The 23,894-nt window shown below is 63.4% G+C and carries 20 protein-coding genes; 11 read left to right on the top strand and 9 right to left on the bottom strand.

The genetic code is table 11. The features are described from left to right. Positions 1-21: 21 nt before the first annotated feature. Positions 22-1,218, bottom strand: coding sequence for an HlyD family secretion protein (locus ACZ5BO_RS02515; protein ID WP_464698078.1), 1,197 nt, complete (start codon positions 1,216-1,218; stop codon positions 22-24). A gap of 164 nt (positions 1,219-1,382) precedes the next feature. On the opposite strand from ACZ5BO_RS02515, the gene ACZ5BO_RS02520 reads away from it, so the two are divergent. Next, positions 1,383-2,891 carry a DHA2 family efflux MFS transporter permease subunit gene (locus ACZ5BO_RS02520; RefSeq protein ID WP_464698080.1) on the top strand — a complete coding sequence of 503 codons (1,509 nt, stop codon included), beginning with the start codon at positions 1,383-1,385 and terminating at the stop codon, positions 2,889-2,891. Positions 2,892-2,917: 26 nt separating this feature from the next. Here the strand turns inward: ACZ5BO_RS02520 and ACZ5BO_RS02525 are convergent, their stop codons facing one another. Beyond that, positions 2,918-3,964, bottom strand: a complete 1,047-nt coding sequence (locus ACZ5BO_RS02525; RefSeq protein ID WP_256244331.1) for a GlxA family transcriptional regulator — start codon at positions 3,962-3,964, stop codon at positions 2,918-2,920. A gap of 289 nt (positions 3,965-4,253) precedes the next feature. Here ACZ5BO_RS02525 and ACZ5BO_RS02530 point away from each other — a divergent pair, with 289 nt between their 5' ends. Genes ACZ5BO_RS02530 through lpdA form a run of 8 tightly spaced genes read left to right on the top strand, consistent with a single transcriptional unit; the run spans position 4,254 to position 13,032 of the window. Next, positions 4,254-6,122, top strand: coding sequence for a fatty acyl-AMP ligase (locus tag ACZ5BO_RS02530; RefSeq protein ID WP_464698082.1), 1,869 nt, complete (start codon positions 4,254-4,256; stop codon positions 6,120-6,122). After that, a complete protein-coding gene (locus ACZ5BO_RS02535; protein WP_025128487.1) occupies positions 6,119-7,027 on the top strand; it encodes an acyl-CoA desaturase in 909 nt (302 codons plus the stop codon). The genes ACZ5BO_RS02530 and ACZ5BO_RS02535 overlap by 4 nt, the downstream gene beginning before the upstream one ends. A gap of 31 nt (positions 7,028-7,058) precedes the next feature. Then, a complete protein-coding gene (locus tag ACZ5BO_RS02540; RefSeq protein ID WP_464698085.1) occupies positions 7,059-8,012 on the top strand; it encodes an acyl-CoA desaturase in 954 nt (317 codons plus the stop codon). Between the two features lie 51 nt (positions 8,013-8,063). Beyond that, entirely contained in the window at positions 8,064-8,384 is a 321-nt protein-coding gene (locus tag ACZ5BO_RS02545) for an acyl carrier protein (protein WP_025128485.1), read from the top strand. 18 nt (positions 8,385-8,402) lie between these two features. After that, positions 8,403-10,382, top strand: a complete 1,980-nt coding sequence (locus tag ACZ5BO_RS02550; protein WP_029978351.1) for an alpha/beta fold hydrolase — start codon at positions 8,403-8,405, stop codon at positions 10,380-10,382. 37 nt (positions 10,383-10,419) lie between these two features. Further along, a complete protein-coding gene (locus ACZ5BO_RS02555) occupies positions 10,420-10,617 on the top strand; it encodes a rubredoxin (protein ID WP_464698088.1) in 198 nt (65 codons plus the stop codon). A 37-nt stretch (positions 10,618-10,654) separates the two neighbouring features. Next, positions 10,655-11,581: an alpha/beta hydrolase gene (locus ACZ5BO_RS02560; RefSeq protein ID WP_464698090.1), complete on the top strand. Its 927-nt coding sequence runs from the start codon at positions 10,655-10,657 to the stop codon at positions 11,579-11,581. Further along, on the top strand, positions 11,578-13,032 hold the full coding sequence (gene lpdA, locus ACZ5BO_RS02565; protein ID WP_464698092.1) for a dihydrolipoyl dehydrogenase: 1,455 nt from the start codon (positions 11,578-11,580) through the stop codon (positions 13,030-13,032). The genes ACZ5BO_RS02560 and lpdA overlap by 4 nt, the downstream gene beginning before the upstream one ends. Positions 13,033-13,091: 59 nt before the next feature. Here the strand turns inward: lpdA and tauD are convergent, their stop codons facing one another. The 7 genes from tauD to ACZ5BO_RS02600 form a co-directional block, all read right to left on the bottom strand. Next, on the bottom strand, positions 13,092-13,931 hold the full coding sequence (gene tauD, locus ACZ5BO_RS02570) for a taurine dioxygenase (RefSeq protein WP_025128481.1): 840 nt from the start codon (positions 13,929-13,931) through the stop codon (positions 13,092-13,094). 88 nt (positions 13,932-14,019) lie between these two features. After that, positions 14,020-14,856 carry a taurine ABC transporter permease TauC gene (gene tauC / locus ACZ5BO_RS02575; protein ID WP_464698094.1) on the bottom strand — a complete coding sequence of 279 codons (837 nt, stop codon included), beginning with the start codon at positions 14,854-14,856 and terminating at the stop codon, positions 14,020-14,022. Beyond that, on the bottom strand, positions 14,853-15,647 hold the full coding sequence (tauB, locus tag ACZ5BO_RS02580) for a taurine ABC transporter ATP-binding subunit (RefSeq protein ID WP_025128479.1): 795 nt from the start codon (positions 15,645-15,647) through the stop codon (positions 14,853-14,855). The genes tauC and tauB overlap by 4 nt, the downstream gene beginning before the upstream one ends. 27 nt (positions 15,648-15,674) lie before the next feature. Then, complete coding sequence (tauA, locus tag ACZ5BO_RS02585) at positions 15,675-16,652, bottom strand: taurine ABC transporter substrate-binding protein (protein WP_025128478.1); 978 nt, start codon at positions 16,650-16,652, stop codon at positions 15,675-15,677. 173 nt (positions 16,653-16,825) lie between these two features. Next, on the bottom strand, positions 16,826-18,409 hold the full coding sequence (gshA, locus tag ACZ5BO_RS02590) for a glutamate--cysteine ligase (RefSeq protein ID WP_025128477.1): 1,584 nt from the start codon (positions 18,407-18,409) through the stop codon (positions 16,826-16,828). Positions 18,410-18,625: 216 nt separating this feature from the next. After that, the gene (locus ACZ5BO_RS02595) at positions 18,626-19,009 is read right to left on the bottom strand and encodes a PaaI family thioesterase (RefSeq protein ID WP_025128476.1); all 384 of its coding nucleotides are present in this window, start codon (positions 19,007-19,009) and stop codon (positions 18,626-18,628) included. Continuing rightward, complete coding sequence (locus tag ACZ5BO_RS02600; protein ID WP_025128475.1) at positions 19,009-21,333, bottom strand: Tex family protein; 2,325 nt, start codon at positions 21,331-21,333, stop codon at positions 19,009-19,011. Before ACZ5BO_RS02600 ends, ACZ5BO_RS02595 begins: the two co-directional genes overlap by 1 nt. A 359-nt stretch (positions 21,334-21,692) precedes the next feature. On the opposite strand from ACZ5BO_RS02600, the gene ompR reads away from it, so the two are divergent. Further along, entirely contained in the window at positions 21,693-22,433 is a 741-nt protein-coding gene (gene ompR / locus ACZ5BO_RS02605; protein WP_025128474.1) for an osmolarity response regulator transcription factor OmpR, read from the top strand. Positions 22,434-22,538: 105 nt separating this feature from the next. After that, positions 22,539-23,852 (top strand): ATP-binding protein, encoded by a 1,314-nt coding sequence (locus ACZ5BO_RS02610; RefSeq protein WP_025128473.1) that lies wholly within the window; start codon positions 22,539-22,541, stop codon positions 23,850-23,852. The last annotated feature ends 42 nt before the right edge of the window (positions 23,853-23,894 follow it).

Consider the following 23,894-nt stretch of genomic DNA (forward strand, 5'->3'; position numbering starts at 1 on the left):
CGGGGCTTGTGGTTGATGTGGTTATTTTGCGCTGTTGGCGCTGACCTTCAAGGCCGGCTGGCTGTCGGCCCGGGCCAGGGCTCGCTCCTGGGAATCATCCAGATCGACTTTTGCCGTGACCGAAAGGCCGGGGCGCAGGCGCTCGAGGCCTGGCTGGTTGGCGTCGAAGCGAATCCGCACCGGTACCCGCTGGACGATCTTGGTGAAGTTGCCGGTGCCTGGCTCGAAGGGCAGCAGGGCAAAGGTCGAGCCCGAGCCCGGTGCCAGGCTTTCCACGGTGCCGACGATGCTCACGCCCGGCAGGGCATCGATCTTGATCCGGGTCGCTTGCCCCGGGTACATGTGCTGGGTCTGGGTTTCCTTGAAGTTGGCCAGTACATAGAGTTCATGCAGCGGCACCAGGGTCAGCATGCGTGAGCCCGGTTGTACGTAGTCCCCCACCTGAATCTGGCGATTGCCCACGGTGCCGTCCATCGGCGCATAGACCGTGGTGTGCCTCAGGTCCTGCTGCGCCAGCTCCAGTCGGGCCTTGGCGGTGACCACCCGGGCCTGGGCCATTTGCAGCTGCGCCTGCAGGCGCTGGCGCTGGGCGGAGGTCACGGCGAGGTCGTTTTCCGCGACCTGCAACATCGCCTGGGCATAAGCGTGGCCCTGTTCCGCGGAGATGGCCTGGGTGCTGTACTTCTCCACTTCGTTGCGGGCCACGGCGCCGGTGGTGACCAGGGTGTCGAAGCGGTTGCGCTCCGCTCCGGCGCGCTTGGATTCGGCCTGGGTGGTACGGATCGACGTGCGCGCCGCCAGGACCCGGGCATTGGCCAGGCGCAGTTCCGCGTCCTGGATGATCAGGGCCGCTTCGGCCAGGGCCACCTGGGCCAGATTGTCGGCCAGATCGCCCTCGGCCAGGGCCACTCGGCTGTCGAACTCTTCAGTGTTAATGCGCACCAGTGGCTGTCCGGCACTGACGCTCTGGTGATCCTTGACCAGGACCTCGGTCACCAGGCCGTGGACACGTGGCGCCACGGAAGTGGCATCGGCGGCGATATAGGCATCGTCGGTGGCTTCAGTGGATGGCGCCATGAGCACCCAGGCCACTCCGATCGCCACCAGGGTCAGGGCGATAGCACCGGCGATCAGAGGACGCTTGGAGCGCTTGCGCGGTTTTTCCGTCTCTTGAGCGGCTTGCAGGATGGCGTTCTGAGTCTGGGTGCTCTGCTCCATGTTGAAGCTCCATGCGGTTTTGAATTACGATCATAATATTCACATGTCGGTCGCAATACTACAGGGAAGTACCTACCGTGACGACAAGCGCATCTGACCTCCCTGACGTGGGCGCCGAGCCTGGTCAACAGTCCACCCGCCGCAAGTTTCTGGTGTTCACGATCATGGCTTTTGGCATGTTCATGGCGTTGATCGACATCCAGATTGTTGCTGCCTCGCTCAATGAAGTTCAGGCCGGACTCAGTGCCGGTCCCGATGAGGTGAGCTGGGTGCAGACCGCCTACCTGATCGCTGAACTGATCATGATTCCCTTCTCGGCCTTCCTCGCCCAGGCGATTTCCACCCGCTGGCTGTTCTCTGCCAGCGCGGCATTCTTCACCTTGTTCAGCATTGGCTGCGGAATGGCCTGGAACATCGAATCGATGATCGTGCTGCGGGCGCTGCAGGGCTTTGCCGGAGGCGCCATGGTGCCTACGGTGTTTGCCGTGGGGTTCGTCCTGTTCGAAGGCAAGCAACGGGCGATGGTCCCGGCCATCCTCGGCATGACGGCGGTGCTGGCGCCGACCCTGGGCCCCACGGTTGGCGGGCTGGTGACCTTCTACCTGGACTGGCGCTGGATCTTCTTCATCAACGTGTTGCCTGGCCTGCTGATCTGCATTGGCTCGGCTTTGCTGATCAATGTGGATCGCCCGGATCTGTCCATGTTGCGGCGTATCGACTGGCTGCATTTCGTCGCCATGGCGCTGGCGCTGGGATGCTTTGAATACGTGTTGGAGGAGGGGCCGCGCAAGGACTGGTTCAGTGACACCGGGATAGTCATTGCCGCCTGGGTTTCCCTGGTTTCCTTCGGTTTGTTTATCGAGCGCTCGTTGTATTCGAACAATCCGGTCGTGTCGCTGGTGCCGTTTCGCGACCGGACCTTTTCCATTGCCTGCCTGTTGAACCTGGTGATCGGCTTTGGCCTTTATTCGTCGACCTACCTGATCCCGGTATTTCTCGGCCGGGTGCGTGGCTTCGACAGCCTGGAGATTGGCACGACGGTATTTGTCGTGGGCATCGGGCAACTGGTCAGTACCATTATTGCGGCCCGGGCTTCGGAGAAAGTTGATCGACGCCTGATCATCTCGGTGGGCTTCCTCGGGCTGGCCATGAGCCTATGGCTGACGTCCCGGGTGACCTCCAACTGGGGCTTCGATGAACTGCTGGTGCCCCAGGTGGCCCGCGGCCTGTTCCTGATGCTGTGCATCGTGCCCAGCGTCAACATGGCCCTGAGTTCATTCCAGGGTGTGCAGTTGCGCCAGGCCTCCGGGCTGTTCAACCTGATGCGCAACCTGGGCGGGGCGATCGGTATTGCGACGGTCAACACCTGGCTGCAGGACGATGCCCGGACCCAGACCCTGCGCTTGTCGGAATCACTGGGGGCCAAGGCCGTTGCCGCGCAGGAACTGATGGGGCAACTGGCCCTGAAGATCGCCGCCGATACCCCGGACGCCACCCATGCGTTCCTCATGGCCCAGGGCATTCTTGGCCGGCTGGTAGGGCGCGAGGCCCTGACACTGGCGTTTGGCGATGTGTTCCGGCTGATGGCGATGATGTTCGTGGTGGCGTTGCTGCTGGTGCCGCTGTGCAAGGTGCCCCCGGCCACAGCGGATGCAGCCGAGGAGGAAAAGTGAGCGCCCAGGTTCCCGGCATCGAGCGCCTACATGATCGGTGGCCCGGACCTGGCCTTGCGCAGTTGGCTGGGAGTGCAGCCCATGTTTTTCCACATCAGCCGGCGTAACGCCGTCGAGTCGGAGTAGCCCACTTTGAAGGCAACTTCTTCAATGCTCATATTGGTGGTTTCCAACAAGCTTTGAACATGTTGCAGACGAACTTTTTGAATAAAGGCCATGGGTGGTTTACCCGTGGCGCTGCGAATTCTGCGAGATAAGGTTTTCTCGGTAATCCGCAAATGTTCGGCAATGATGCTGAGCGAGGGGACGTTGGGCAGGCAGTCTTCGATGAACTTCTCGAGCATCAGGACTTCACGGTTTTCTGTCTGCAAGTTGGATAGAGCCATGTAATGATATTGCGCAGGCCGACCATCTATCAGCAGATACTGCATGGTCATTTCAGCAATTTGATTGCCCATCTTATTGCGCAGTACATAGAGCATCAGGTCCATCTGAGACATACCTGCGCCCGCAGTAATCATATTCCCGTCATGAATAAGCATACGCTTTGTGTCGAGTATGGCCTCGGGATAGCGCTGCTTGAAAGTGTCATATAGCTGCCAATGGGTAGTGACGGTCCGCCCCTCCAGGATCCCCGCCTCGCCGAGCACGAAAACCGCTGAGCAGGAGGCGGCGGTCTGTTGTCCGCGCAGGTGGTGTGCGTGGACCAGGCTGCTGAGTTTGCGAATATCGTTATGCCCGAGCCGGGTGACCAGTTCTGTCGACAAGCTCAGCCCCGGCTGCCTTTTTTCCCGACGACAACCAAAGAAATCCAGCTCCTGAGTGTTCTCCAGCCCAAGCCCCGGGATGACCAGCATGCTGCCTTCGATGGCCTGCGCCCGCTCCAGTGGCAGGGCATCAAGGTGCATGCCGTTTCTCATGCGCACCGATTCACTGCTGCCAATGATCTTCCAGGTGATGGTGGGTCGCCCCATGACTTCGGCGATCTGGTTGGCGGTACGCAACACATCCAGGGTGATCGCGACACTCGACCCCATGGCGCCTTCCAGTGCGATAAGCGTGAGCACATCCATGTCCATTTTCTCCCTGTAAGTGTCCATTTGTGCATTAGCAAAATATACAAGCCGGTGGCAGACTTCTCAACGCATCCAGATTTCACTTTCGCTGCCCACTACATCTCCTGTGGGACATAAAAATATGCATTCATCAAGTGAATGCGTTGCTCTGTCAGTAAAATGACATCTTTAATACTGCCCAGTAAAAAGTCCCCCTTCATTGGGGAGTTTGTTCGGTTCCTTAGTGCAAAAAATAATAAACGACCATTAGGTCAGCATATGGATCTCCATTTAAAAAGGATTTTGAATGAACTACTCCGTGCCTCGCGCTTATCTAAGCGACATTAATCAAGCTTTCTCGACACATACATCAGTTGATGATCTGTCGCTGGCCGGGATTCTTGGTATCGAATGTTTAAGTACTGTTACCGAAGTACTGGCCTATCGTGCCTGGGCGCAACCCGAGGCCACGGCCTTTATCCACCTGCTCGATGGCGAGCAGGAAGAGGCCTCGATCACGTACGCCGAACTGTGGAAGCGTAGTCAACAATTGGCCGCTGCGCTGCAGATCTTCGAGCCCCGGGAAAAACGGGTGCTGATGCTGTTCGAGACGGGTATCGACTACATCGTTTCGCTCTTCGGCCTGCTTCTCGCCGGCGCGGTGGCGATTCCGGCCTTCCCGCCCGTGGGCACCCGGGGCCTGGAGCGCCTGGCGCTGATCTGTGCCGATGCGCACCCGCAGATTGTGCTTACCGGCGCGCATTTCATGCGCTCCCGGGAGCGGGTCAACGCCTTGCTGCAAGGCGGCCTGCCCGAACCACAGTGGCTCGACCCGGAGCAACTGGGGGCCGGGGATTCATCCTGGCAGGCACAGAGGGTCGCCCCCGGCCAGTTGGCCCTGTTGCAATACACCTCGGGTTCCACTTCGGCCCCCAAGGGCGTGATGCTGACCCATGGCAACCTGTTCAGCAATTGCCGCAGTGCCAGCCAATGGATGGGCGCAGCCAAGGATCGCGTGGGTTGCAGCTGGCTGCCGCCCTATCACGACATGGGCCTGATGGGCGGGATTCTGCAGCCGATCTACGATGCCTTCCCCACCGTGCTCATCAGCCCCGGGCATTTTGTCCAGCGGCCACTGCGTTGGCTGGACGCGGTGTCCAGGTATGGCGCCGACGTCACCATCGCGCCGAACTTCGCCTTCGACCTGTGTGTGGACAACATCACCGATGAGGAGTTGGCAGCCCTCGATCTGAGCCGGCTCAAGGCGGTCTATTGCGGGGCCGAACCGGTCCGGCCAAGCACCCTGGAGCGCTTCGCCAAGCGTTTTGCCGCGGCCGGTTTCAACCCCGCGGCCCTGGGCCCCTGCTACGGGCTGGCCGAAGCCACAGTGCTGGTGTCCGGCAAGCCCCATGACGAAGCGGCATTCAGCACCCAGGTGGATCGGCAGCAGCTCGCCACCGGCACCCTGGCCATCGTCGATGCACAAGACAGCTTCGCACTGCCGCTGGTCAGCAGCGGGCGGGTGGCTCCGGGCCTGCGCCTGGCGATTGTCGACCCCGCCAGCCTGCAACCGCTCGCCGATGGCCAGATCGGCGAGATCTGGGTCCAGGGAGGCAATGTGGGGGCTGGCTACTGGGGCAAGGAAACGCTGAGCGAGCAGGTGTTCCGCGCCACTTTGCCGGGCATCGATGGGCACTTCATGCGCACAGGTGATCTGGGCACCTTGTATCGGGGCGAGCTGTTTGTCACGGGCCGCCTCAAGGACCTGATCATCATCGCCGGACGCAACCTCTATCCCCAGGACCTGGAGCTGGCGGTCGAAAGCGCCGATCCGCGTATCCGCAGCAACGGCTGCGTGGCGGTGGGCGTGGATAACGGCCAGCAGGAGCAGTTGGCGATCGTGGCCGAGATCAAGCGCAGCGAAAAGCTCGATGACGCCCAGCAGGAACAACTGCGCCAACTGATCACCAGCACCCTGGTCAGCCAGTTCGGCGTTGCCCCGGCCCGCATTCACCTGGCGCCCATGGGCGGCATCCCCTTGACCACCAGCGGCAAGGTCCAGCGCCAGGCCACTCGGCAGGCCCTGCTCAACGACAGCCTGTCGCGCTATGGCGCCGGACGTGCGGCTGCGGCCTCGGCACACCCCCTTAAAACTGCTACGGATGCTTTGTCATGACGGCCATGAATCCTCATATCGATCGCACGGGTCATCGCGAGCGCCAGCTGGCCTGGCTGACCGTGGGTGTCCCGGCAGTGGGCACCCTGGTGGCCCTGGTTCTGGCCTGGCACCAGGGCATTGGCTGGCTGGAAATCGGAGCGCTGGCCAGCATGTACCTGCTGACCGCGCTGGGCGTGGAAGTCGGGATGCACCGATTCTTCTCCCATCACGCATTCAAGGCCGGCCCGGTGATCACCGCGTTCTTCGGCATCGCCGGTTCGATGGCGGCCCAGGGGCCGATCCTGTTCTGGGCTGCGACCCACCGCCAGCACCATGCCTTTACCGACAAGGAAGGCGACCCCCATTCGCCGCGCCCCCTCAAAGAGGGGCTCGTCGCCAATCTCCAGGGCTGGTGGCACGCTCACCTGGGTTGGCTGTTCAGCCTGAGAAAGCAGAACTGGAGCCAGTTCGTTCCGGATCTGCTGCGTGATCGCCTGATCATGCAGATCAACCAGCGCTACTACCTGTGGATCATCCTCGGCCTGCTGATCCCGGCGCTGGCCTGCGGGCTGATTACCCGCAGTTGGGAGGGAGCGCTCAGTGGCCTGCTGTGGGGCGGCTTCGTGCGGATCTTCCTGGTGGACCACGCCACCTGGTGCATCAACTCGTTCGCCCATCGCACCGGTTCCCGTGACCACAAGACCCGAGATACCAGCCGCAATGTGTTCTGGCTGGCGATTCCAACGGTGGGCGGGGGCTGGCACAACAACCACCACGCCTTCCCGGCGCTGGCCCATGCCGGCCTCAAACCCTGGCAGCTGGATATCGGTGGGTTGTTCATCGAACTGCTGGCCCTCTGCGGGCTGGTCTGGGACGTCAAGCGGCCCGGCTCGCCGGTGGCTGCAGAACCTTCAGAAAGCTGATGGCCGGTACTTACCTCACAGGAAGCTATTCATGGACGAGATAGTCACAACCACAGCGACTCCAGAGATCGGCGGGATTGCCCAGCTGAGTCCGGATGCGGCGAAGACCAAGGCCCGGGTGGCACTGGCGGTGATGCTGGTGCCGCTGTTCGGAGCCTTCGAGGCAATCCGCCTCTGGGTGACCGGCCAGGCCCATGCCCTGGATTTCATCCTCTTCGGGGTGTTCTACGTGATCCAGATGTTCGGGGTCTCGATGGGTTACCACCGCTACCTGGCCCATCGCGCCTTCAAGACCTCGCGGCTGATGAGCAGCCTGATGCTGATCGCCGGTTCGATGGCAGCCCAGGGACCGATCCTGTTCTGGGTCACCACCCATCGCCGGCACCACACCTACAGCGACCAGCACGGCGATCCGCATTCGCCGAACCTGATGGGACAGAGCCGCTGGCAGCGGGCCAAGGGCCTGTGGCATGCGCACATGCCGTGGATGCTGGCACCGGACATGTCGAGCTGGAACTTCTTTGCACCGGACATCCTGCGTGACCGTCGCCTGTTCTTCTACAACCAGACCTACCTGTTCTGGGTGGCGCTGGGGGTGATCCTACCGGGCGTGATCGGCGGCCTGGTCACCCAGAGCTGGTCCGGTGCCTGGAGCGGCCTGATCTTCGGTGGCCTGGCGCGGATCTTCGTCGCCAACCAGGCCGCCTGGTGCGTGGGTTCCATCTGCCACCGCTACGGCGGACGGCCGTTCGTGACCCACGACCAGAGCACCAACAACTGGCTTATCGCGTTCCTCACCTTTGGTGAAGGGCTGCAAAACAATCACCACGCATTCCCTGCCTGGTACCGGCATGGCGTGCATTGGTGGGAGCCCGACTTGTCGGGCTGGACACTGGCGTTAATGGGCAAGCTGAGACTGGTCTCAGACCTGCGTTCACCCTCACAGGCAATGATCGACAAAGTCCGTAAGCGTCAGGCCTCCTGAACAGCGGGATCGTCTGATCGTGTTAACCACCCACTCATCAAGGAAGATCCTATGTCCAACTTCATTTCCAACCTGTTGAGCACCCTGAGTTTCTCCGAGAAAAAGCAGGCGGCGGTCGAGCTCAACGAAGACAGCATCAAGCACTGGCTGGTACAGAAAATGGGCGCTCTGCTGAAGATCGATCCTTCCCAGGTCGATACCGCCCGCAGCTTTGAGTCCTACGGTCTGGACTCGCTGGTGGCAGTGAAAGTGGCGGGCGACCTGGAGAAGTTCATGGAGCAGCGCCTGTCGCCGGCCCTGCTGTTCGAATACTCCAGCATCGATGATTTGTCCAAATACCTGGCCAATGAACTGACCCCATCCGAAGTTTGATTTCGCAGGAGCTTGGCCATGGCCTTATTACAGATGCCCACGCAAAAAACGGATAAATTCAACGACCTGCTCCGACGTTCAGGGGAGATTGAAGGCTTGCGTCTGACCGACGCGATCCCCAAGCACCTGTACCAGCCCCGGGTATGGCGCGGAATGCTCAGCTTCATCGTCAGCTACGCGCTCTACATCGGCGCGGTGGTGGCGGTTGCCCATGTGCACTGGATGTTCTACCTGCCCCTGTGGCTGATTGCGGGCCTGGGTGGCTGGGGTCTGTTCTGCGTCGCCCACGATTGCGGGCACAACTCCTTTTCGCGCAATCGCAGCTTCAACCACATCCTCGGGCATATCGCCTTGCTGCCGTTGCTGTACCCGTTCCACGGCTGGCGCCACATGCACAACATGCATCACGCCAACACCAACAACCTGGAGATGGACGTCGACTGGCGCCCGGTACTGCGGGTGCAATACGACGCCATGTCCTGGTGGGACAAGCTGGTCTACAGCAGCACCCGTACCTGGCTGTTCTGGCTGGGCACGGTCAACTACCAGCGCCACTCGGGTTTTCGCCCGTCGATGTTCCACAAGCTCGAAGCGCGCAACGAAGTCCGTCGCTCGATCCTGTTCATGGCCGTCGCCGCGCTGATCTACCTGCCGACCCTGGTCTACTTCACCGGCTTCACCGGCCTGTTCCTGTACTTCATCGCGCCATGGCTGGCGATCCATGCCTGGTTCAGCCTGACCACGATGATGCACCACATCAGCGACGAGACGCCGTTCCTGACCAAGGAACACTGGAGTTTCAACAGCAGCCGGCTGCTGCTCACCACCGACTACATGTACCCCAAGTGGTTGCTGTTCCTGACCCACTACATCTCGGTGCACACCGCGCACCACGTGGCGCCGATCATTCCCCACTACAACCTGCCCGAAGCCCAGGCCGCGTTGAAGACCGCCTTCCCCGGCATGGTCCGGGAGAAGCCCCTGACCGTGAAGGACGTGTGGCATGTGACGCGCAACTGCCACCTGTACGATCCGGTCAACGGCTTCTACGAGTCCTTTGACCGGCCGGCCCAGGCCGCCGGGGGCCAGACGACTCCGGGCGCCAGCACGTCCAGTGGTCCGTTGAGCATCAAGCAGCAGGCGCTGCGCAGCTACATGAGCGTACTGGGCTCGATCTCTCCGGGCAGCGCCGGTGCCAAGGCCACCGACCTGTTCGGCTATACCCGGGAATACATCAAGCAGCCGGACAAGGAAATGAGTCCCCTGGGCGCCCAGCGCTTCCATATCAAGGGTGTTCCCGGGGTTCCCCATGGCTATCAGTGGGGCAGCGGCGATCAGACCATTCTCCTGGTCCATGGCTGGGGCGCGGACAGTCGCAGCCTGTATTCCTTCACTCGCATCCTGCAGCGCCAGGGCTTCAAGGTCGCCACCTTCGATGCGCCAGCCCACGGCATCTCGCCGGGCTCCCTGAGCACCATGACCGAGTTCAAGGACGCGGTGAAGGCAGCGATCGTTGCCCTGGGTGATGTGGTCGGGGTGGTCGCTCATTCCCTGGGGGGGATCGCCGCCACCGGTGCCCTGGCCGAGCTGGCCGAGACCCATCCGGTCAAGGCCCTGTGCCTGCTGGGGTCGCCGGCCAATCTGCCAGTGGTGATCGATCGCTGGGCCAACGGTTACCTGAAGCTCAAGCCGGCGGTGGTCCAGGCCATGCACCGCGAGTTGTGGAAGCGCAACGGCGTACCGGTGCAGCACTGGGACATTCCGGCGCTGGGCAATGCCCTGCAACTGCCGACCCTGGTGCTGCATGACCTCAACGACCCGATCGTGCCGTTCTGCGAAGCACAGCAGATCACCACGCTGATGCCCTGGGCGAAGCTGGAACCGGTGTCCGGGCTCGGGCACGTGCGGATCCTCTCCGATGCCGCGGTGCTGGAGCAGGTGGCGCAGTTCCTCGCCGAGCACATCAAGGTGGCCGAAGTGGCCCAGGTCAGGGCATGAAAGTGCCCCACAACCCTTGGATGATGGTTAACCACCCATGACGAGCTATGCAGGAAGTGCCGTGGCCGAATCCGGCCTGTGGATGTGCCTGATCTGCGGCTGGATCTACGACCAGCGGCTGGGCGACCCGGACTCGGGGGTGTCTCCGGGCACCGCCTGGGATGACATTGCCGAGGACTGGACCTGTCCGGAGTGCGGCGTGAGCAAGTTGGACTTCAACATGGTGAAGCTGTAACCCAGCGCTTGAAATCTGTAGTCGATGAGGAAGGAAGATGGCGACCCAAGAGCAACCGTCGGCACCTACCAAGGGCCGGCGCCGCAGCTTCAAAAAAATGCTCTTCAAGGGCATTTATCAAGGGGTTCTGGGAGCGTTGCGTTGCAGCTTCTGGATTGAGTCGCGGCTGCTTCCTCAGCGGGCTGCGCAGCGGGCGCTGAAGATGTTCACCACACCGCAACGGCTGCGCCAGCATTTCCCGCTGACGCTGCCCAGCGCCACGGTGCAGGACCTGGAAACCGACGAAGGGCGGCTGCGCTGCTTTCGCTGGACACCGCCGCAGGCTCGGCGCCGGGTGGTGCTGGTGCACGGCTGGAGTGGCGCCAGCACCCAGTGGCAGTACCTGATCGCGCTGTTGCTGGAGCAGGGCTGCGAAGTGCTTTCCTTCGACTGCATCGGCCATGGCGGCAGCGGTGGTCGGCAGGCGTCGTTGCCGACCTTCGTCAGCATGCTCGACCAGGTGCAGAAGCAACTGGGCCCTTTCGACACGGTGATCGGCCATTCTCTCGGGGGGGCGGCGGCCGGTTATGCCTTGAGCACCGACGTCGGCAAGGGTTTCCAGCGAGCGGTGCTGGTGGCGGCGCCGGCCGACATCGAAAACGTGGTCCGGCGTTTCGCGGCATTTCTCTGGATCAATGATGACGTCAGGCAACGCATGCAACTTCTGGTTGAGCAACGCTATCAGAAGGACATGCGCAGCCTGGCGGTCAGCCGTTATGGGCGCCAGGTGGACGTTCCGGTGCTGTTGGTGCATGACCAGCAGGACCAGGAAATTCCGGCGGATGATCTGCAATCCTTCGCTGAAGGGTTGCGCCACCGGCAGGTCCTGCAAACCCGCGGGCTTGGCCATCTGAAAATTCTCAAGGACAGCGCGACCATGACGGCCGTGGTCGATTTTGTCTGTGCAAAGGAAGGCAACGCATGAGTGAAAGTTACGATGTGATCGTTATCGGCGCCGGCCCCGGCGGCTATGTCGCCGCGATCCGGGCTGCGCAACTGGGACTGAAGACGGTCTGTATCGAGCGCTACAAGGGCAAGGACGGAAAAACCGCCCTGGGTGGCACCTGCCTCAACGTCGGCTGCATCCCGTCCAAGGCACTGCTGGACAGCTCTCACCACTATTACGAGGCGCGCAACGGTTTCGAAGTGCACGGCATCGGCATCAGCAATCCGCAAATGGACGTGCCGGCGATGCTGGCGCGCAAGGACAACGTAGTGCGCAACTTCAACGGCGGCATTGCCTCGCTGTTCAAGGCCAACGGCGTGGCCCTGCTGGAAGGTCACGGCAAGCTGCTGGCCAACAAGGCAGTGGAGGTCACCGCGGCCGATGGCAGCACCCAGCGCATCAGCGCCACCAGCATCATCCTCGCCCCCGGCTCACGGCCCATCGATATCGCTGCCGCGCCGCTGACCGGCGAGGTGATTGTCGATTCCACCGGGGCCCTGGAATTCACCCAGGTGCCCAAGCGCCTCGGGGTGATCGGCGCCGGCGTCATTGGCCTGGAACTGGGCTCGGTCTGGGCTCGACTGGGCGCGGAAGTCACCGTGCTGGAGGCCCTCGACAGCTTCCTTCCGGCGGTGGACGTGCAGATCGCCAAGGAGGCACAGAAAATCCTCGGCAAGCAGGGCCTGGATATCCGTCTCGGGGCGCGGGTCACCGCCTCCGAAGTGCAGGGTGACAGCGTCAAGGTCAGCCTCAGCGAGGCGGGCGAGGACAAGCAGCAGACCTTCGACCGACTGATCGTCGCCGTCGGTCGTCGGCCCCTGACCACCGACCTGCTGGCCGCCGACAGTGGCGTGCAGCTGGACGAGCGGGGCTTCATTCACGTCGACGGCCAATGCCGTACCAGCGTCCCCGGGGTGTTCGCCATTGGCGACGTGGTCCGCGGCCCGATGCTGGCCCACAAGGCCTCGGAAGAGGGGGTGATGGTGGCCGAGGGTATTGCCGGGCATTCCCATCCGCTGAACTACGAACTGATCCCCTCGGTGATCTACACCCACCCGGAAATCGCCTGGGTCGGCCAGACCGAGCAGGCTCTGAAGGCCGAGGGTGTCGAGCTGAACATCGGCACCTTCCCGTTCGCTGCCAGCAGCCGGGCCATGGCGGCCAACGACACCGCCGGGCTGGTCAAGGTGATTGCCGATGCCAGGACCGACCGGGTACTGGGCGTGCACGTGATCGGGCCGGGTGCGGCGGAGCTGGTCCAGGAAGGGGCCATCGGCATGGAATTCGGCACCAGCGCCGAAGACCTGGGGATGATGGTGTTCTCCCATCCGACCCTGTCCGAAGCCCTGCATGAGGCGGCATTGGCGGTGAATGGCCAGGCGATCCATATCGGCAACCGCAAGAAAAGACCCGCGGCCAGCCTCAAGTAGTCAGCCCGCCCGGCCCCGCTCATTCAGCGGGGCCGGGCACTGTTGCATGCCCTCGCGCTTCAGCGAAAGAACGGCACATCCCCAAGAATGGTTGCGCGCTGCATCACCCGGCGCTGTGGGCGGTAATCGTCCACCGCATAGTGCTGGGTCACGCGGTTGTCCCAGAAGGCCACGTCGTTTTCCTGCCAGCGCCAGCGGATGGTGAACTCCGGGCGGGTGGCGTGGGCGAACAGCAGCTTGAGGATGGCCTCGCTTTCACTCTCCGACAGTTCGTTGATCCTGGTGGTGAAGCCGTCATTGACGAACAGCGACTTGCGTCCGCTCACCGGGTGGGTGCGGATCACCGGGTGCGACAGCGGCGGGTTGTTGCGCCGGGTTTGCTCCCAGCGCGCCAGGTCCTCCGGGGTGTTGCCGAAGCGCTCCAGGGGGAAGGACTTGATGAACTCGTGGGTGGCAGTCAGGCCCTGTAGCAGGTTGCGCATCGGCTCCGACAGCGCTTCGTAGGCGGCGATGCCACTGGCCCACAGGGTATCGCCGCCAAACTCCGGCAGCAGCTTGGCGCTGAGCACCGCGCCCAGGGCCGGAGTCGGCAGGAAGGTCACGTCGGTGTGCCAGATGGCGTTGTCGCGCACGTCGGTTTCGGCGGTATCGAGGATCAGCACTTCCGGCTGTTCCGGCACGTTGGGGTAGATCGGGTGAATGTGCAGGTCACCGAAGTTGGCGGCGAAGCGCGCCTGCTGCTGCGGGGTGATCGGCTGGTCGCGGAAGAACAGCACCTGATGCTTGAGCAGCGCCTGCTCGATGGCGTCACGCAATTCGACGCTCAAGGGCTGGCTGATGTCGACGCCACTGATCTGGGCGCCGAGGGCGGAGCTTAAGGGGGTGATGGTCAGGCTCATGGTCATTCTCATGTTCGCGGACGGGTAGGAGCCGGCCGAGCGACGGCGGGCCTCTTCGCTGGCAAGCCAGCTCCTACACAGATCGGGGTCAGTGGCTTTGGCCGTGCCAGGGCACCAGCTTGCGTTGCAGGGCCCGCAGGCCCATCTCCATGGCGAAGGCGATCAGGGCAATCACCAGAATCCCCAGCACCACCACATCGGTGACCAGGAACTGCGCGGCGGACTGCACCATGAAACCCAGGCCGCTGGTGGCGGCAATCAGTTCTGCGGCCACCAGGGTCGACCAGCCGACCCCCAGGCCGATGCGCACCCCGGTGAGGATGTCCGGCAAGGCGCTGGGCAGGATCACGTGGCGAATCAGCTGGGCCCGGGTGGCGCCCAAAGACTGGGCGGCGCGCAGCTTGGCCGGGTCAACGGTGCGCACGCCGGTAGCGGTGGCGATGGCGATCGGGGCGAAGATCGCCAGGTAGATCAGCAGCACCTTGGACAGCTCGCCAATGCCGCACCAGATGACGATCAGCGGCAGGTAGGCCAGGGGCGGAATCGGCCGGTAGAACTCGATCAGCGGGTCGAGCACGCCACGGGCGATACGGTTGGCGCCGATGGCGATGCCCACCGGGATCGCCGTCAGCACGGCAAACCCCAGGGCCAGGCCGATGCGCTCAAGGCTCGCCGCCAGGTGCTGCCAGAGGGTGGAATCCATGTAGCCGCTGGTGCCCAGCAACCAGGCCTTTTGCAGCACCGCTGAAGGGGGCGGCAAGAACAGCGGTTCGATCAGGCCGCTGGCGGTGACCGCCCACCACAGGGCCAGCAGGGTGACCAGGGTCAGCATGCTGATCCAGCGGGTACTCAGGCGGCGTGCGGGCAATGGCGATTTCGGCTTGGTATCGCCGGTCGCGGTGGCGGGAATCTCGTAGCTGCTCATGGGCGCTCCTGCTGCTGGGTGGCGCTGCGTTGGGAGAACACCCGGGACAGCACGTGTTCGCGGGTTTCGATGAACAGCGGGTCGGACTTGATCGCCCGCGCCGATTCACCGGCGGCGTAGCGTTGGCCGAAGTCCAGGTTCAGGCGTTCGACGATCTGCCCCGGGTTGGGTGCCAGGAGGATCAGGTCGGTGGCCAGGAACACCGCTTCCTCGATGTCGTGGGTAATCAGGAACACCGGCTTGGCGGTGCGCCGCCAGACTTGCAGCAACAGCTCCTGCATCTGTTCACGGGTGAAGGCATCCAGGGCGCCAAAGGGTTCGTCCATCAGCAGCACTCGCGGGTCGGCCGCCAGGGCGCGGGCCAGGCCCACGCGTTGTTTCTGGCCACCGGAAAGCTGCCAGATGCGGCGCTTGTCGAAGCCGGCCAGGTCCACCAGGGCGAGCATCTCCCGAGCCCTGGCTTCGCGTTTGTCCCGGGCCACGCCGGCCAGTTCCAGGCCGAAGGCGACGTTGCCCAGCACGTCCTGCCAGGGCAGCAGGGCGTCGTCCTGGAACACTACGCCGCGCTCGGCGCTGGGGCCCTGCACCGGTACGCCATCGAGCTGGATGCGCCCGGCGCTGGGTTCGACGAAGCCGGCAATCAGGTTCAGCAGCGAGGTCTTGCCGCTGCCGGAAGGGCCCAGGGCGACCAGCAGTTGCTGTGGCCCCAGGGTCAGGGAAATATCCGCCAGCACCGGTTCGGCGGCGCCGGGGTACTGTGCGCTGATGCGCTCCAGTTGTAGCAAGGCCATGACGGCTATCTCCTGTCCTGACGCGGATTATTCACTGATGAACTTGGCGCTGACGTAGGGGGCGTAGTCCGGCAGCACCGCCTCGACCTTGCCTTGCTCCTTGAGGAACACCGCGGTGTCGGTGATGGCCTTGGTGGTCGGGGCACCGAGGCTGACGACTTGGTCGGCGGCCAGCGGGTAGACGTTGCCTTGCAGCAGCAGCGGGATATCGCTGGCCTTGGCCCCGGAGAGCTTCACCAGCTTGTCGACGTTGCCCTGGTTGGCCAGCCAGGCTTGCGGGTCCTTGCGGTACTGGGCGTAGGCCTCCAGGGTCACCTTGGCGAAGGCGGTGACGATTTCCGGATGCTTCTCGGCGAAGTCCTTGCGCACGATCCAGGCATCGAAGGTCGGCGCGCCGAACTTGGCCAGTTCACCGGAGGTGATCAGCACCTTGCCGTTTTCCTTGGCCACGCCCAGGGCCGGGTCCCAGACGTAGGTGGCATCGATATCGCCGCGTTTCCAGGCGGCGATGATCGCCGGTGGCGCGAGGTTGAGGATCTGTACTTTCGAGGGGTCGATGTTCCAGTGCTTCAGGGCGGCCAGCAGGCTGTAGTGGCCGGTGGAAACGAACGGCACGGCGATTTTCTTGCCGATCAGGTCCTGGGGGTTGTTGATCCCGGAGCCGTCCCGGGCCACCAGGGCTTCGGCGGCGCCGATCTGGGTGGCGATGAGAAAGGTCTGCACCGGCACCTTGCGGGTGATGGCGGCGGTCAGCGGGCTGGAGCCCAGGTAGCCGATCTGCACATCGCCGGAAGCGATGGCGGCGATGACGTCGGCACCGTTATCGAATTTGCGCCAGTTGATCTTGGCCTGGGTGGCTTTTTCGTAGCTGCCGTCGGCTTGCGCGACCTTGGCCGGGTCGACGGTGGTCTGGTAGGCGACAGTGACGTCGGCCGCCTGGGCAAAGAAACTCGCTGCAGCCAGGGACGCGGCCGCCAGGAGGCGAAGGGGGAAGTGCAGTTTCATGGGGTGCTCCTCATAGGCGGCCGGTGATCGGCGTGGGAGGAGACTAAATGATCTAAGAATGCAGAAATAAATAACTTATTTGCATTAGCTTATGAGGGGAATATGCAGCGTGCTGTTCGCCGGCAAGCCGGCTCCTACGGGATGGGGGTAGGAGCCGGCTGGCCGGCGAAGCGTCAGTTGCTGATGGCCAGGATGCTGGCCTGGTAGGCGCCGACGAACACGTCGAAATCACCCACTTCGTTCTGCTCAAGCTCGGTCTGCTGCTCCAGGGATTTGCGCGCCGCTTCTTCGAAGGCGGTTTGCTCTTCCTTGCTCAGGGCCTGGCTGCGGAAGTATTCGGCATGGGCCTGGCTCTGGCGCAGGGAGAACTGGGTGAAGCTCTCCTTGTGCTCGCTCATGGCCGCCAGCACCTGGGCCGAAGGGGTCAGGGACGAATCCTTGACCTTGGCCAGCTGGGCGTCCAGGGCCTTGCTGTGCACGTCGCTGCCATGGCTCTGATCGAGCAGGGCGGCCAGTGGTGCGATCTGCTCCAGCAGTTCGGCAGCCCATTCCTTCATCTCTACCGGCTGGCCCTGGCGCTGCAGTTGCAGGCCCGGGCGCCGGCCTTCCTTGACCACGGCAAGGAAGTTCGAGGTGGCGTTGCCACATTCGTTGTTCTCGAACAACGGGCTGTCGTTGAGCGCGCAGTACAGCAGGAAGGCGTCGAGGAAGCGGGCTTCCTGGAGGTCGATGCCCAGGGGCAGGAAGGGGTTGATGTCCAGGCAGCGCACTTCGACGTACTGGATGCCCCGGGCCATCAGCGCCTGGATCGGCCGCTCGCCGGTGTAGGTCACGCGCTTGGGGCGGATGTTGGAGTAGTACTCGTTTTCGATCTGCAGGATGTTGGTGTTGAGCTGCACCCACTCGCCATCCTTGTGGGTGCCGACTTCCACGTAAGGTGCGTAAGGCGTGGCCACCGCCTTGCGCAAGCTGTCGGTGTAGCTGTTCAGGTCGTTGTAGCAAGGGGTCAGGCCGGCCTGGGCCTTGCTCTGGTAGCCCAGGTCGCTCATGCGCAAGCTGGTGGCGTAGGGCAGGTACAGGGTCTCGGCGTCCAGCTGTTCCAGCTGGTGCGAGCGGCCGCGCAGGAAGCCCGCGTCCAGGGCCGGCGAGGCGCCGAACAGGTACATCAGCAGCCAGCTGTAGCGGCGGAAGTTGCGGATCAGCGCAATGTAGGCCGAGGACTGGTAGTCACGGTCGCTGCCGACAAAGCCTTCGGCCTGCTTGAGCAGCGGCCAGAGCTGTTCCGGCAGGGAAAAGTTGTAGTGGATCCCGGCAATGCACTGCATGGTCTTGCCGTAGCGCAGGGCCAGGCCCTTGCGATAGACGTACTTGAGCTGGCCGATGTTGGAGGTGCCGTAGTAGGCGATCGGGATATCTTCCTCGGCCGGCAACGGGCACGGCATCGATGGACTCCACAGGTACTCGTTGCCGAGCTTGCTGTAGGCGAAGCGATGAATCTTGTCGAGGCTGGCCAGGGTATCCGCTGGGTCCTTGAGGGCCGGGGTGATGAACTCCAGCAGCGACTCGGAATAGTCGGTGGTGATCTGTTCGTTGGTCAGCGCGGAACCCAGTTCTTCCGGGTGCGGGGTCTGTGCCAGGCGGCCTTCGCCGGTGACACGCAGGCATTCACGTTCGATGCCGTGCAGGCACTGCTCGAGCAGGGAGAGGTTAGCGCGCTCGCCGAGCAGGGCCAGGCGGCGGTTGAGAAGTTCGCTCAAGTTGGATTCCTTCACGCGTCAGTCGCCCCAATATGGGGGTGGGCAGGACGGTCTACAAGGGTGAAGTTGAAACTGGCGTTTTCGCCTTGTTTTTGAGTCAAGTCGACTCGCCTGGAAACGCCAACACTCCATCCTTGAATCTGGCTTCGGCGCGGGCAAGAAAACCCCGACGCCGCTTTCGCAGCGCCGAAATTAACCCAATTTGAGGGGATGCAGCTATAGGACCGCGAAGGTGCCTTGTGCTTTTGCGACCAGTTTGTCGCCCTGGATCACGTCCGCTTCCACCACCAGGGTGCGGCGCCCGGGGTGGATCACCCGGGCCCGGCACAGCACTTCACCCTCGGCCACAGCGCGTATGTAGTTGATCTTGCACTCGATGGTGGCGCTCTGCTGGTCAAAGCCGTGGCTGCTGGAACAGGCCAGCCCCATGGCAATGTCCACCAGGCTGAAGATCGCCCCGCCGTGAAGCTTCTGCCCGCGATTGCGCAGCTGCGGGGTCAGCTCCAGGGCCACGTCCGCCTCGCCGGTTTCCAGGCGTTGCAGACGGCAGCCAAGCAACTGGCTGAAGGCGCTTTCAGTGAGGCCGGCGGGGATTTCCATCAGCGCTTCTTCAACTGCTTGGCATTGGCGAACAGCGAGGCCATGGCGTTGTTGCTCGGCGCCGCCGCAGTGGTTTCCTTGCGTGGTGCATTGCCCTGGGACGCGCGCGGCGCCGAGCCTGGACGGGAGCCGCGGGCGCCGTCGATCTTCTCGCCCGGGGTGTCGCCCATGCGCATCGACAGGCCCACGCGTTTGCGCGGGATGTCGACTTCCATGACCTTGACCTTGACCACGTCGCCGGCCTTCACCGCTTCACGCGGGTCCTTGATGAACTTCTCCGACAGCGCCGAGATGTGCACCAGGCCGTCCTGGTGCACGCCGATGTCGACGAAGGCCCCGAAATTGGTGACGTTGGTCACCACGCCTTCGAGGATCATCCCCAGCTGCAGGTCCTTGAGGTCTTCGACACCGTCCTGGAACTCGGCGGTCTTGAACTCGGGACGCGGGTCGCGGCCGGGCTTGTCCAGTTCCTGGAGGATGTCGGTGACGGTGGGCAGGCCGAAGGTTTCGTCGGTGAACTTCTTCGGGTCCAGGCGCTTGAGGAAGCCGCTGTCGCCGATCAGCGAGCGGATGTCGCGGCCGGTGTCGGCGGCGATGCGCTGCACCAGCGGGTAGGCTTCCGGGTGCACCGCCGAGGCGTCCAGCGGGTTGTCGCCGTTCATCACCCGCAGGAAGCCGGCGGCCTGTTCGAAGGTTTTCTCACCCAGGCGCGCGACTTTTTTCAGTGCCGCGCGGGTCTTGAACGCACCGTGCTCGTCGCGGTGGCTGACGATGTTCTGCGCCAGGGTCGCGTTGAGGCCGGAAATCCGTGCCAGCAGGGCCACGGAGGCGGTGTTGACGTCGACGCCGACGGCGTTCACGCAGTCTTCCACCACCGCGTCCAGGCCGCGGGCCAGCTTCAGCTGCGACACGTCGTGCTGGTACTGGCCGACACCGATGGATTTCGGATCGATCTTCACCAGCTCCGCCAGCGGGTCCTGCAGGCGGCGGGCGATGGATACCGCACCGCGGATCGACACGTCCAGGTCGGGGAATTCCTTGGCCGCCAGTTCCGAGGCCGAGTACACCGAGGCGCCGGCTTCGGAGACCATGACCTTGGTCATCTTCATGGCTGGGTATTTCTTGATCAGTTCGGCGGCCAGCTTATCGGTCTCGCGGCTGGCGGTGCCGTTGCCGATGGCGATCAGGTCCACCGAGTGCTTGGCGCACAGGGCCGCCAGAATGCCCAGGGTCTGGTCCCACTTGTTGTGGGGCACATGGGGGTAGACCGTGGCGTGGTCCAGCAGCTTGCCGGTGGCATCCACCACCGCCACCTTGCAGCCGGTGCGCAGGCCCGGGTCCAGGCCCAGGGTCGCGCGCGGGCCAGCCGGAGCGGCCAGCAGCAGGTCGTGCAGGTTGTGGGCGAAAACGTTGATCGCCTCGGTTTCCGCGCCGTCGCGCAGCTCGCCCAGCAGGTCGGTTTCCAGGTGGGTGTAGAGCTTGACCTTCCAGGTCCAGCGCACCACTTCGCCGAGCCATTTGTCGGCAGGGCGGTTCTGGTTCTGGATGCCGAACTGCTGGCCGATCATGCCTTCGCAGGGGTGCATGGTACCCGGCAGCTCGTCACCGACTTTCAGCGCGGAGCTGAGAATGCCTTCGTTGCGGCCGCGGAAAATCGCCAGGGCGCGGTGCGACGGCATGCTTTTCAGCGGTTCGTCGTGTTCGAAGTAGTCGCGGAACTTGGCGCCTTCCTCTTCCTTGCCGGCAATCACCCGGGCACTGAGGGTGGCTTCCTGCTTCAGGTAGTTGCGCAGCTTGTCCAGCAGGCTGGCGTCTTCGGCGAAGCGCTCCATGAGGATGTACTTGGCGCCTTCCAGGGCGGCCTTGACGTCGGCCACGCCTTTCTCGGCGTCGACAAAACGCGCGGCTTCGCTTTCCGGGGCCAGGCTCGGGTCGTTGAACAGGCCGTCCGCCAGTTCGCCGAGGCCGGCTTCCAGGGCGATCTGGCCCTTGGTGCGGCGCTTCTGCTTATAAGGCAGGTAAAGGTCTTCGAGGCGGGTCTTGGTGTCGGCCAGCTTGATCTCGCGGGCCAGCTCCGGGGTCAGCTTGCCCTGCTCCTCGATGCTGGCGAGGATGCTGATCCGCCGTTCGTCGAGTTCTCGCAGGTAGCGCAGGCGCTCTTCCAGATGACGCAGCTGGGTGTCATCGAGGCTGCCGGTGACCTCTTTCCGGTAACGGGCGATGAAGGGCACGGTGGAGCCTTCATCCAATAGAGCGACGGCCGCTTCGACCTGTTGTGGGCGTACACCGAGTTCCTCGGCAATGCGGCTGTTGATGCTGTCCATAAAACCACCTGACAAATTGTGAAAGCAGGCCCGCGGGGGCATGAATAAGGCCCGGCGAGTCTGGTTGAGCGGCCTGGCCCGCGCCGCCACCTGGATCAAAAGGCTGCCTGTTGACCCGTGAAATCGAAAAAATACTGCCGGCCGAGGCAAATAAATAAACCGGCCGCTGTCGTACTGATCAGATATTGCCCAACACAAAAGGCGGCGCATTATACCCAGCGTTAGTCGTTGCGGGGTGATCGCCAGCCTCAGGCCGACAGCGGGTTTGCTGGCGATAGAGGAAAAATCTGCTAACAATGCACACGGTGCGTATAACGGCAGCTACGCCATAATGCGCACCGAGATTAGAGGAGCATCCAATGAGCAGCACTGCACAAACTGCTGAAGGCGAAAAAATTCTTATTGTTGACGACGATCCGGGGCTGAGCAGCCTGCTGGAGCGCTTTTTCGTCAGCAAGGGCTACCGTGCCCGCGCAGTCCCGAACACCGAGCAAATGGACCGCCTGCTGGGTCGCGAAGTGTTCAACCTGGTGGTCCTCGACCTGATGCTGCCCGGCGAAGACGGCCTGACCGCCTGCCGCCGCCTGCGCAGCGCCAACAACCAGATCCCGATCATCATGCTCACCGCCAAGGGCGACGAACTGAGCCGGATCAAGGGCCTGGAACTGGGCGCCGACGACTACCTGGCCAAGCCGTTCAACCCCGATGAGCTGATGGCCCGGGTCAAGGCCGTGCTGCGTCGCCAGTCGGCTCCGGTGCCCGGGGCTCCCGGCAGCGAAGACGAAAGCGTGACCTTCGGTGACTACGAGCTGTCCCTGGCCACCCGCGAGCTCAAGCGCGGCGCCGAGGTGCACATGCTCACCACTGGCGAGTTCGCGGTGCTCAAGGCCCTGGTGATGAATGCCCGCCAGCCGCTGACCCGGGACAAGCTGATGAACCTGGCCCGTGGTCGCGAGTGGGACGCCCTGGAGCGTTCCATCGACGTGCAGATCTCCCGCCTGCGCCGGATGATCGAGCCCGACCCTTCCAAGCCGCGTTATATCCAGACCGTCTGGGGCGTGGGTTATGTATTCGTGCCGGATGGCACTGCGACCAAGTGATCAGTGATGTGTAGGAGCGAACGCCCGGGCCGGTAACGACCCGGGCGTTCGCATTCCACAACGCTGCGAGTGCGACTCGCTCCTGCAAAGTGTGTATTGGCTGTCATGAAAACCCCGCTGTGGTTCCCCCAGAGTTTCTTCTCCCGCACCCTGTGGCTGGTGCTGATCGTGGTGCTGTTTTCCAAGGCGCTGACCCTGGTTTATCTGCTGATGAACGAGGACGTGCTGGTGGACCGGCAATACAGTCACGGCGTGGCCCTGACCCTGCGCGCCTACTGGGCCGCCGATGAGTCCAACCGCGACCAGATCGCCGAGGCCGCCGGCCTGATCAAGGTGGTGGGCAGCGGTGTGCCGGCCGGCGAGCAGCACTGGCCCTACAGCGAGATCTACCAGCGCCAGATGCAGGCCGAGCTGGGGGCCGACACCGAAGTGCGTCTGCGCATGCACGCGCCGCCAGCGCTCTGGGTGCGAGCGCCGAGCCTGGGGGATGGCTGGCTCAAGGTGCCGCTGTACCCCCATCCGCTGCGGGGGCAGAAAATCTGGAGCGTGCTCGGCTGGTTCCTGGCCATCGGCCTGCTGTCCACCGCCTCGGCGTGGATCTTCGTCAGCCAGCTCAACCAGCCCCTCAAGCGCCTGGTGTATGCCGCCCGGCAACTGGGCCAGGGGCGCAGCGTGCGCCTGCCCATCAGCGATACCCCGAGCGAGATGACCGAGGTCTACCGCGCCTTCAACCAGATGGCCGAGGACGTCGAGCAGGCCGGGCGCGAGCGCGAACTGATGCTGGCCGGGGTGTCCCACGACCTGCGCACGCCCTTGACCCGCCTGCGCCTGTCCCTGGAATTGATGGGCGATCACACTGACCTGACCGACGACATGGTGCGCGACATCGAGGACATGGACGCGATCCTCGATCAGTTCCTGGCGTTTATCCGTGACGGTCGCGACGAATCGGTGGAAGAGGTCGACCTCAGCGACCTGGTGCGCGAAGTTGCGGCGCCCTACAACCAGAACGAGGAGCGGGTGCACCTGCGCCTGGAGCCGATCCAGCCGTTCCCGCTGCGTCGGGTGTCGATGAAGCGCCTGCTCAACAACCTGATTGGCAACGCCCTGAATCATGCGGGGACCGAAGTCGAGGTGGCGGCCTACCTGTCCGGTGACACCAATGCGCCGTATGTGGTGTTGAGCGTGATGGACCGTGGCGCCGGGATCGACCCTTCGGAACTGGAGGCGATCTTCAACCCCTTCACCCGAGGCGATCGTGCTCGGGGCGGCAAGGGCACCGGCCTGGGGCTGGCCATCGTCAAGCGGATTGCCGCCATGCATGGCGGCAACGTCGAACTGCGCAACCGCCCCGACGGCGGCCTGGAAGCGCGGGTGCGCCTGCCCCTGGGCCTGCTGCTGCCCCGCGATGCGGATTGATGAGGGCTGCGCTCCTGCAGGCAGCACATAGCCCGTAGGAGC

It is taken from the genome of Pseudomonas sp. FFPRI_1 (assembly GCF_055384485.1).

Coding starts and splice junctions, on each gene's coding strand:
- tauC (WP_464698094.1), bottom strand. CDS start 14,856: ATGAGCAGCTACGAGATTCCCGCCACCGCGACCGGCGATACCAAGCCG.
- ACZ5BO_RS02520 (WP_464698080.1), top strand. CDS start 1,383: ATGGCTTTTGGCATGTTCATGGCGTTGATCGACATCCAGATTGTTGCT.
- tauD (WP_025128481.1), bottom strand. CDS start 13,931: ATGAGCCTGACCATCACCCCCTTAAGCTCCGCCCTCGGCGCCCAGATC.
- ACZ5BO_RS02555 (WP_464698088.1), top strand. CDS start 10,420: ATGACGAGCTATGCAGGAAGTGCCGTGGCCGAATCCGGCCTGTGGATG.
- tauA (WP_025128478.1), bottom strand. CDS start 16,652: ATGAAACTGCACTTCCCCCTTCGCCTCCTGGCGGCCGCGTCCCTGGCT.
- tauB (WP_025128479.1), bottom strand. CDS start 15,647: ATGGCCTTGCTACAACTGGAGCGCATCAGCGCACAGTACCCCGGCGCC.
- ACZ5BO_RS02515 (WP_464698078.1), bottom strand. CDS start 1,218: ATGGAGCAGAGCACCCAGACTCAGAACGCCATCCTGCAAGCCGCTCAA.
- ACZ5BO_RS02560 (WP_464698090.1), top strand. CDS start 10,655: ATGGCGACCCAAGAGCAACCGTCGGCACCTACCAAGGGCCGGCGCCGC.
- ACZ5BO_RS02535 (WP_025128487.1), top strand. CDS start 6,119: ATGACGGCCATGAATCCTCATATCGATCGCACGGGTCATCGCGAGCGC.
- lpdA (WP_464698092.1), top strand. CDS start 11,578: ATGAGTGAAAGTTACGATGTGATCGTTATCGGCGCCGGCCCCGGCGGC.
- ACZ5BO_RS02530 (WP_464698082.1), top strand. CDS start 4,254: ATGAACTACTCCGTGCCTCGCGCTTATCTAAGCGACATTAATCAAGCT.
- ACZ5BO_RS02600 (WP_025128475.1), bottom strand. CDS start 21,333: ATGGACAGCATCAACAGCCGCATTGCCGAGGAACTCGGTGTACGCCCA.
- ACZ5BO_RS02540 (WP_464698085.1), top strand. CDS start 7,059: ATGGACGAGATAGTCACAACCACAGCGACTCCAGAGATCGGCGGGATT.
- ompR (WP_025128474.1), top strand. CDS start 21,693: ATGAGCAGCACTGCACAAACTGCTGAAGGCGAAAAAATTCTTATTGTT.
- ACZ5BO_RS02595 (WP_025128476.1), bottom strand. CDS start 19,009: ATGGAAATCCCCGCCGGCCTCACTGAAAGCGCCTTCAGCCAGTTGCTT.
- ACZ5BO_RS02610 (WP_025128473.1), top strand. CDS start 22,539: ATGAAAACCCCGCTGTGGTTCCCCCAGAGTTTCTTCTCCCGCACCCTG.
- ACZ5BO_RS02545 (WP_025128485.1), top strand. CDS start 8,064: ATGTCCAACTTCATTTCCAACCTGTTGAGCACCCTGAGTTTCTCCGAG.
- ACZ5BO_RS02550 (WP_029978351.1), top strand. CDS start 8,403: ATGGCCTTATTACAGATGCCCACGCAAAAAACGGATAAATTCAACGAC.
- ACZ5BO_RS02525 (WP_256244331.1), bottom strand. CDS start 3,964: ATGGATGTGCTCACGCTTATCGCACTGGAAGGCGCCATGGGGTCGAGT.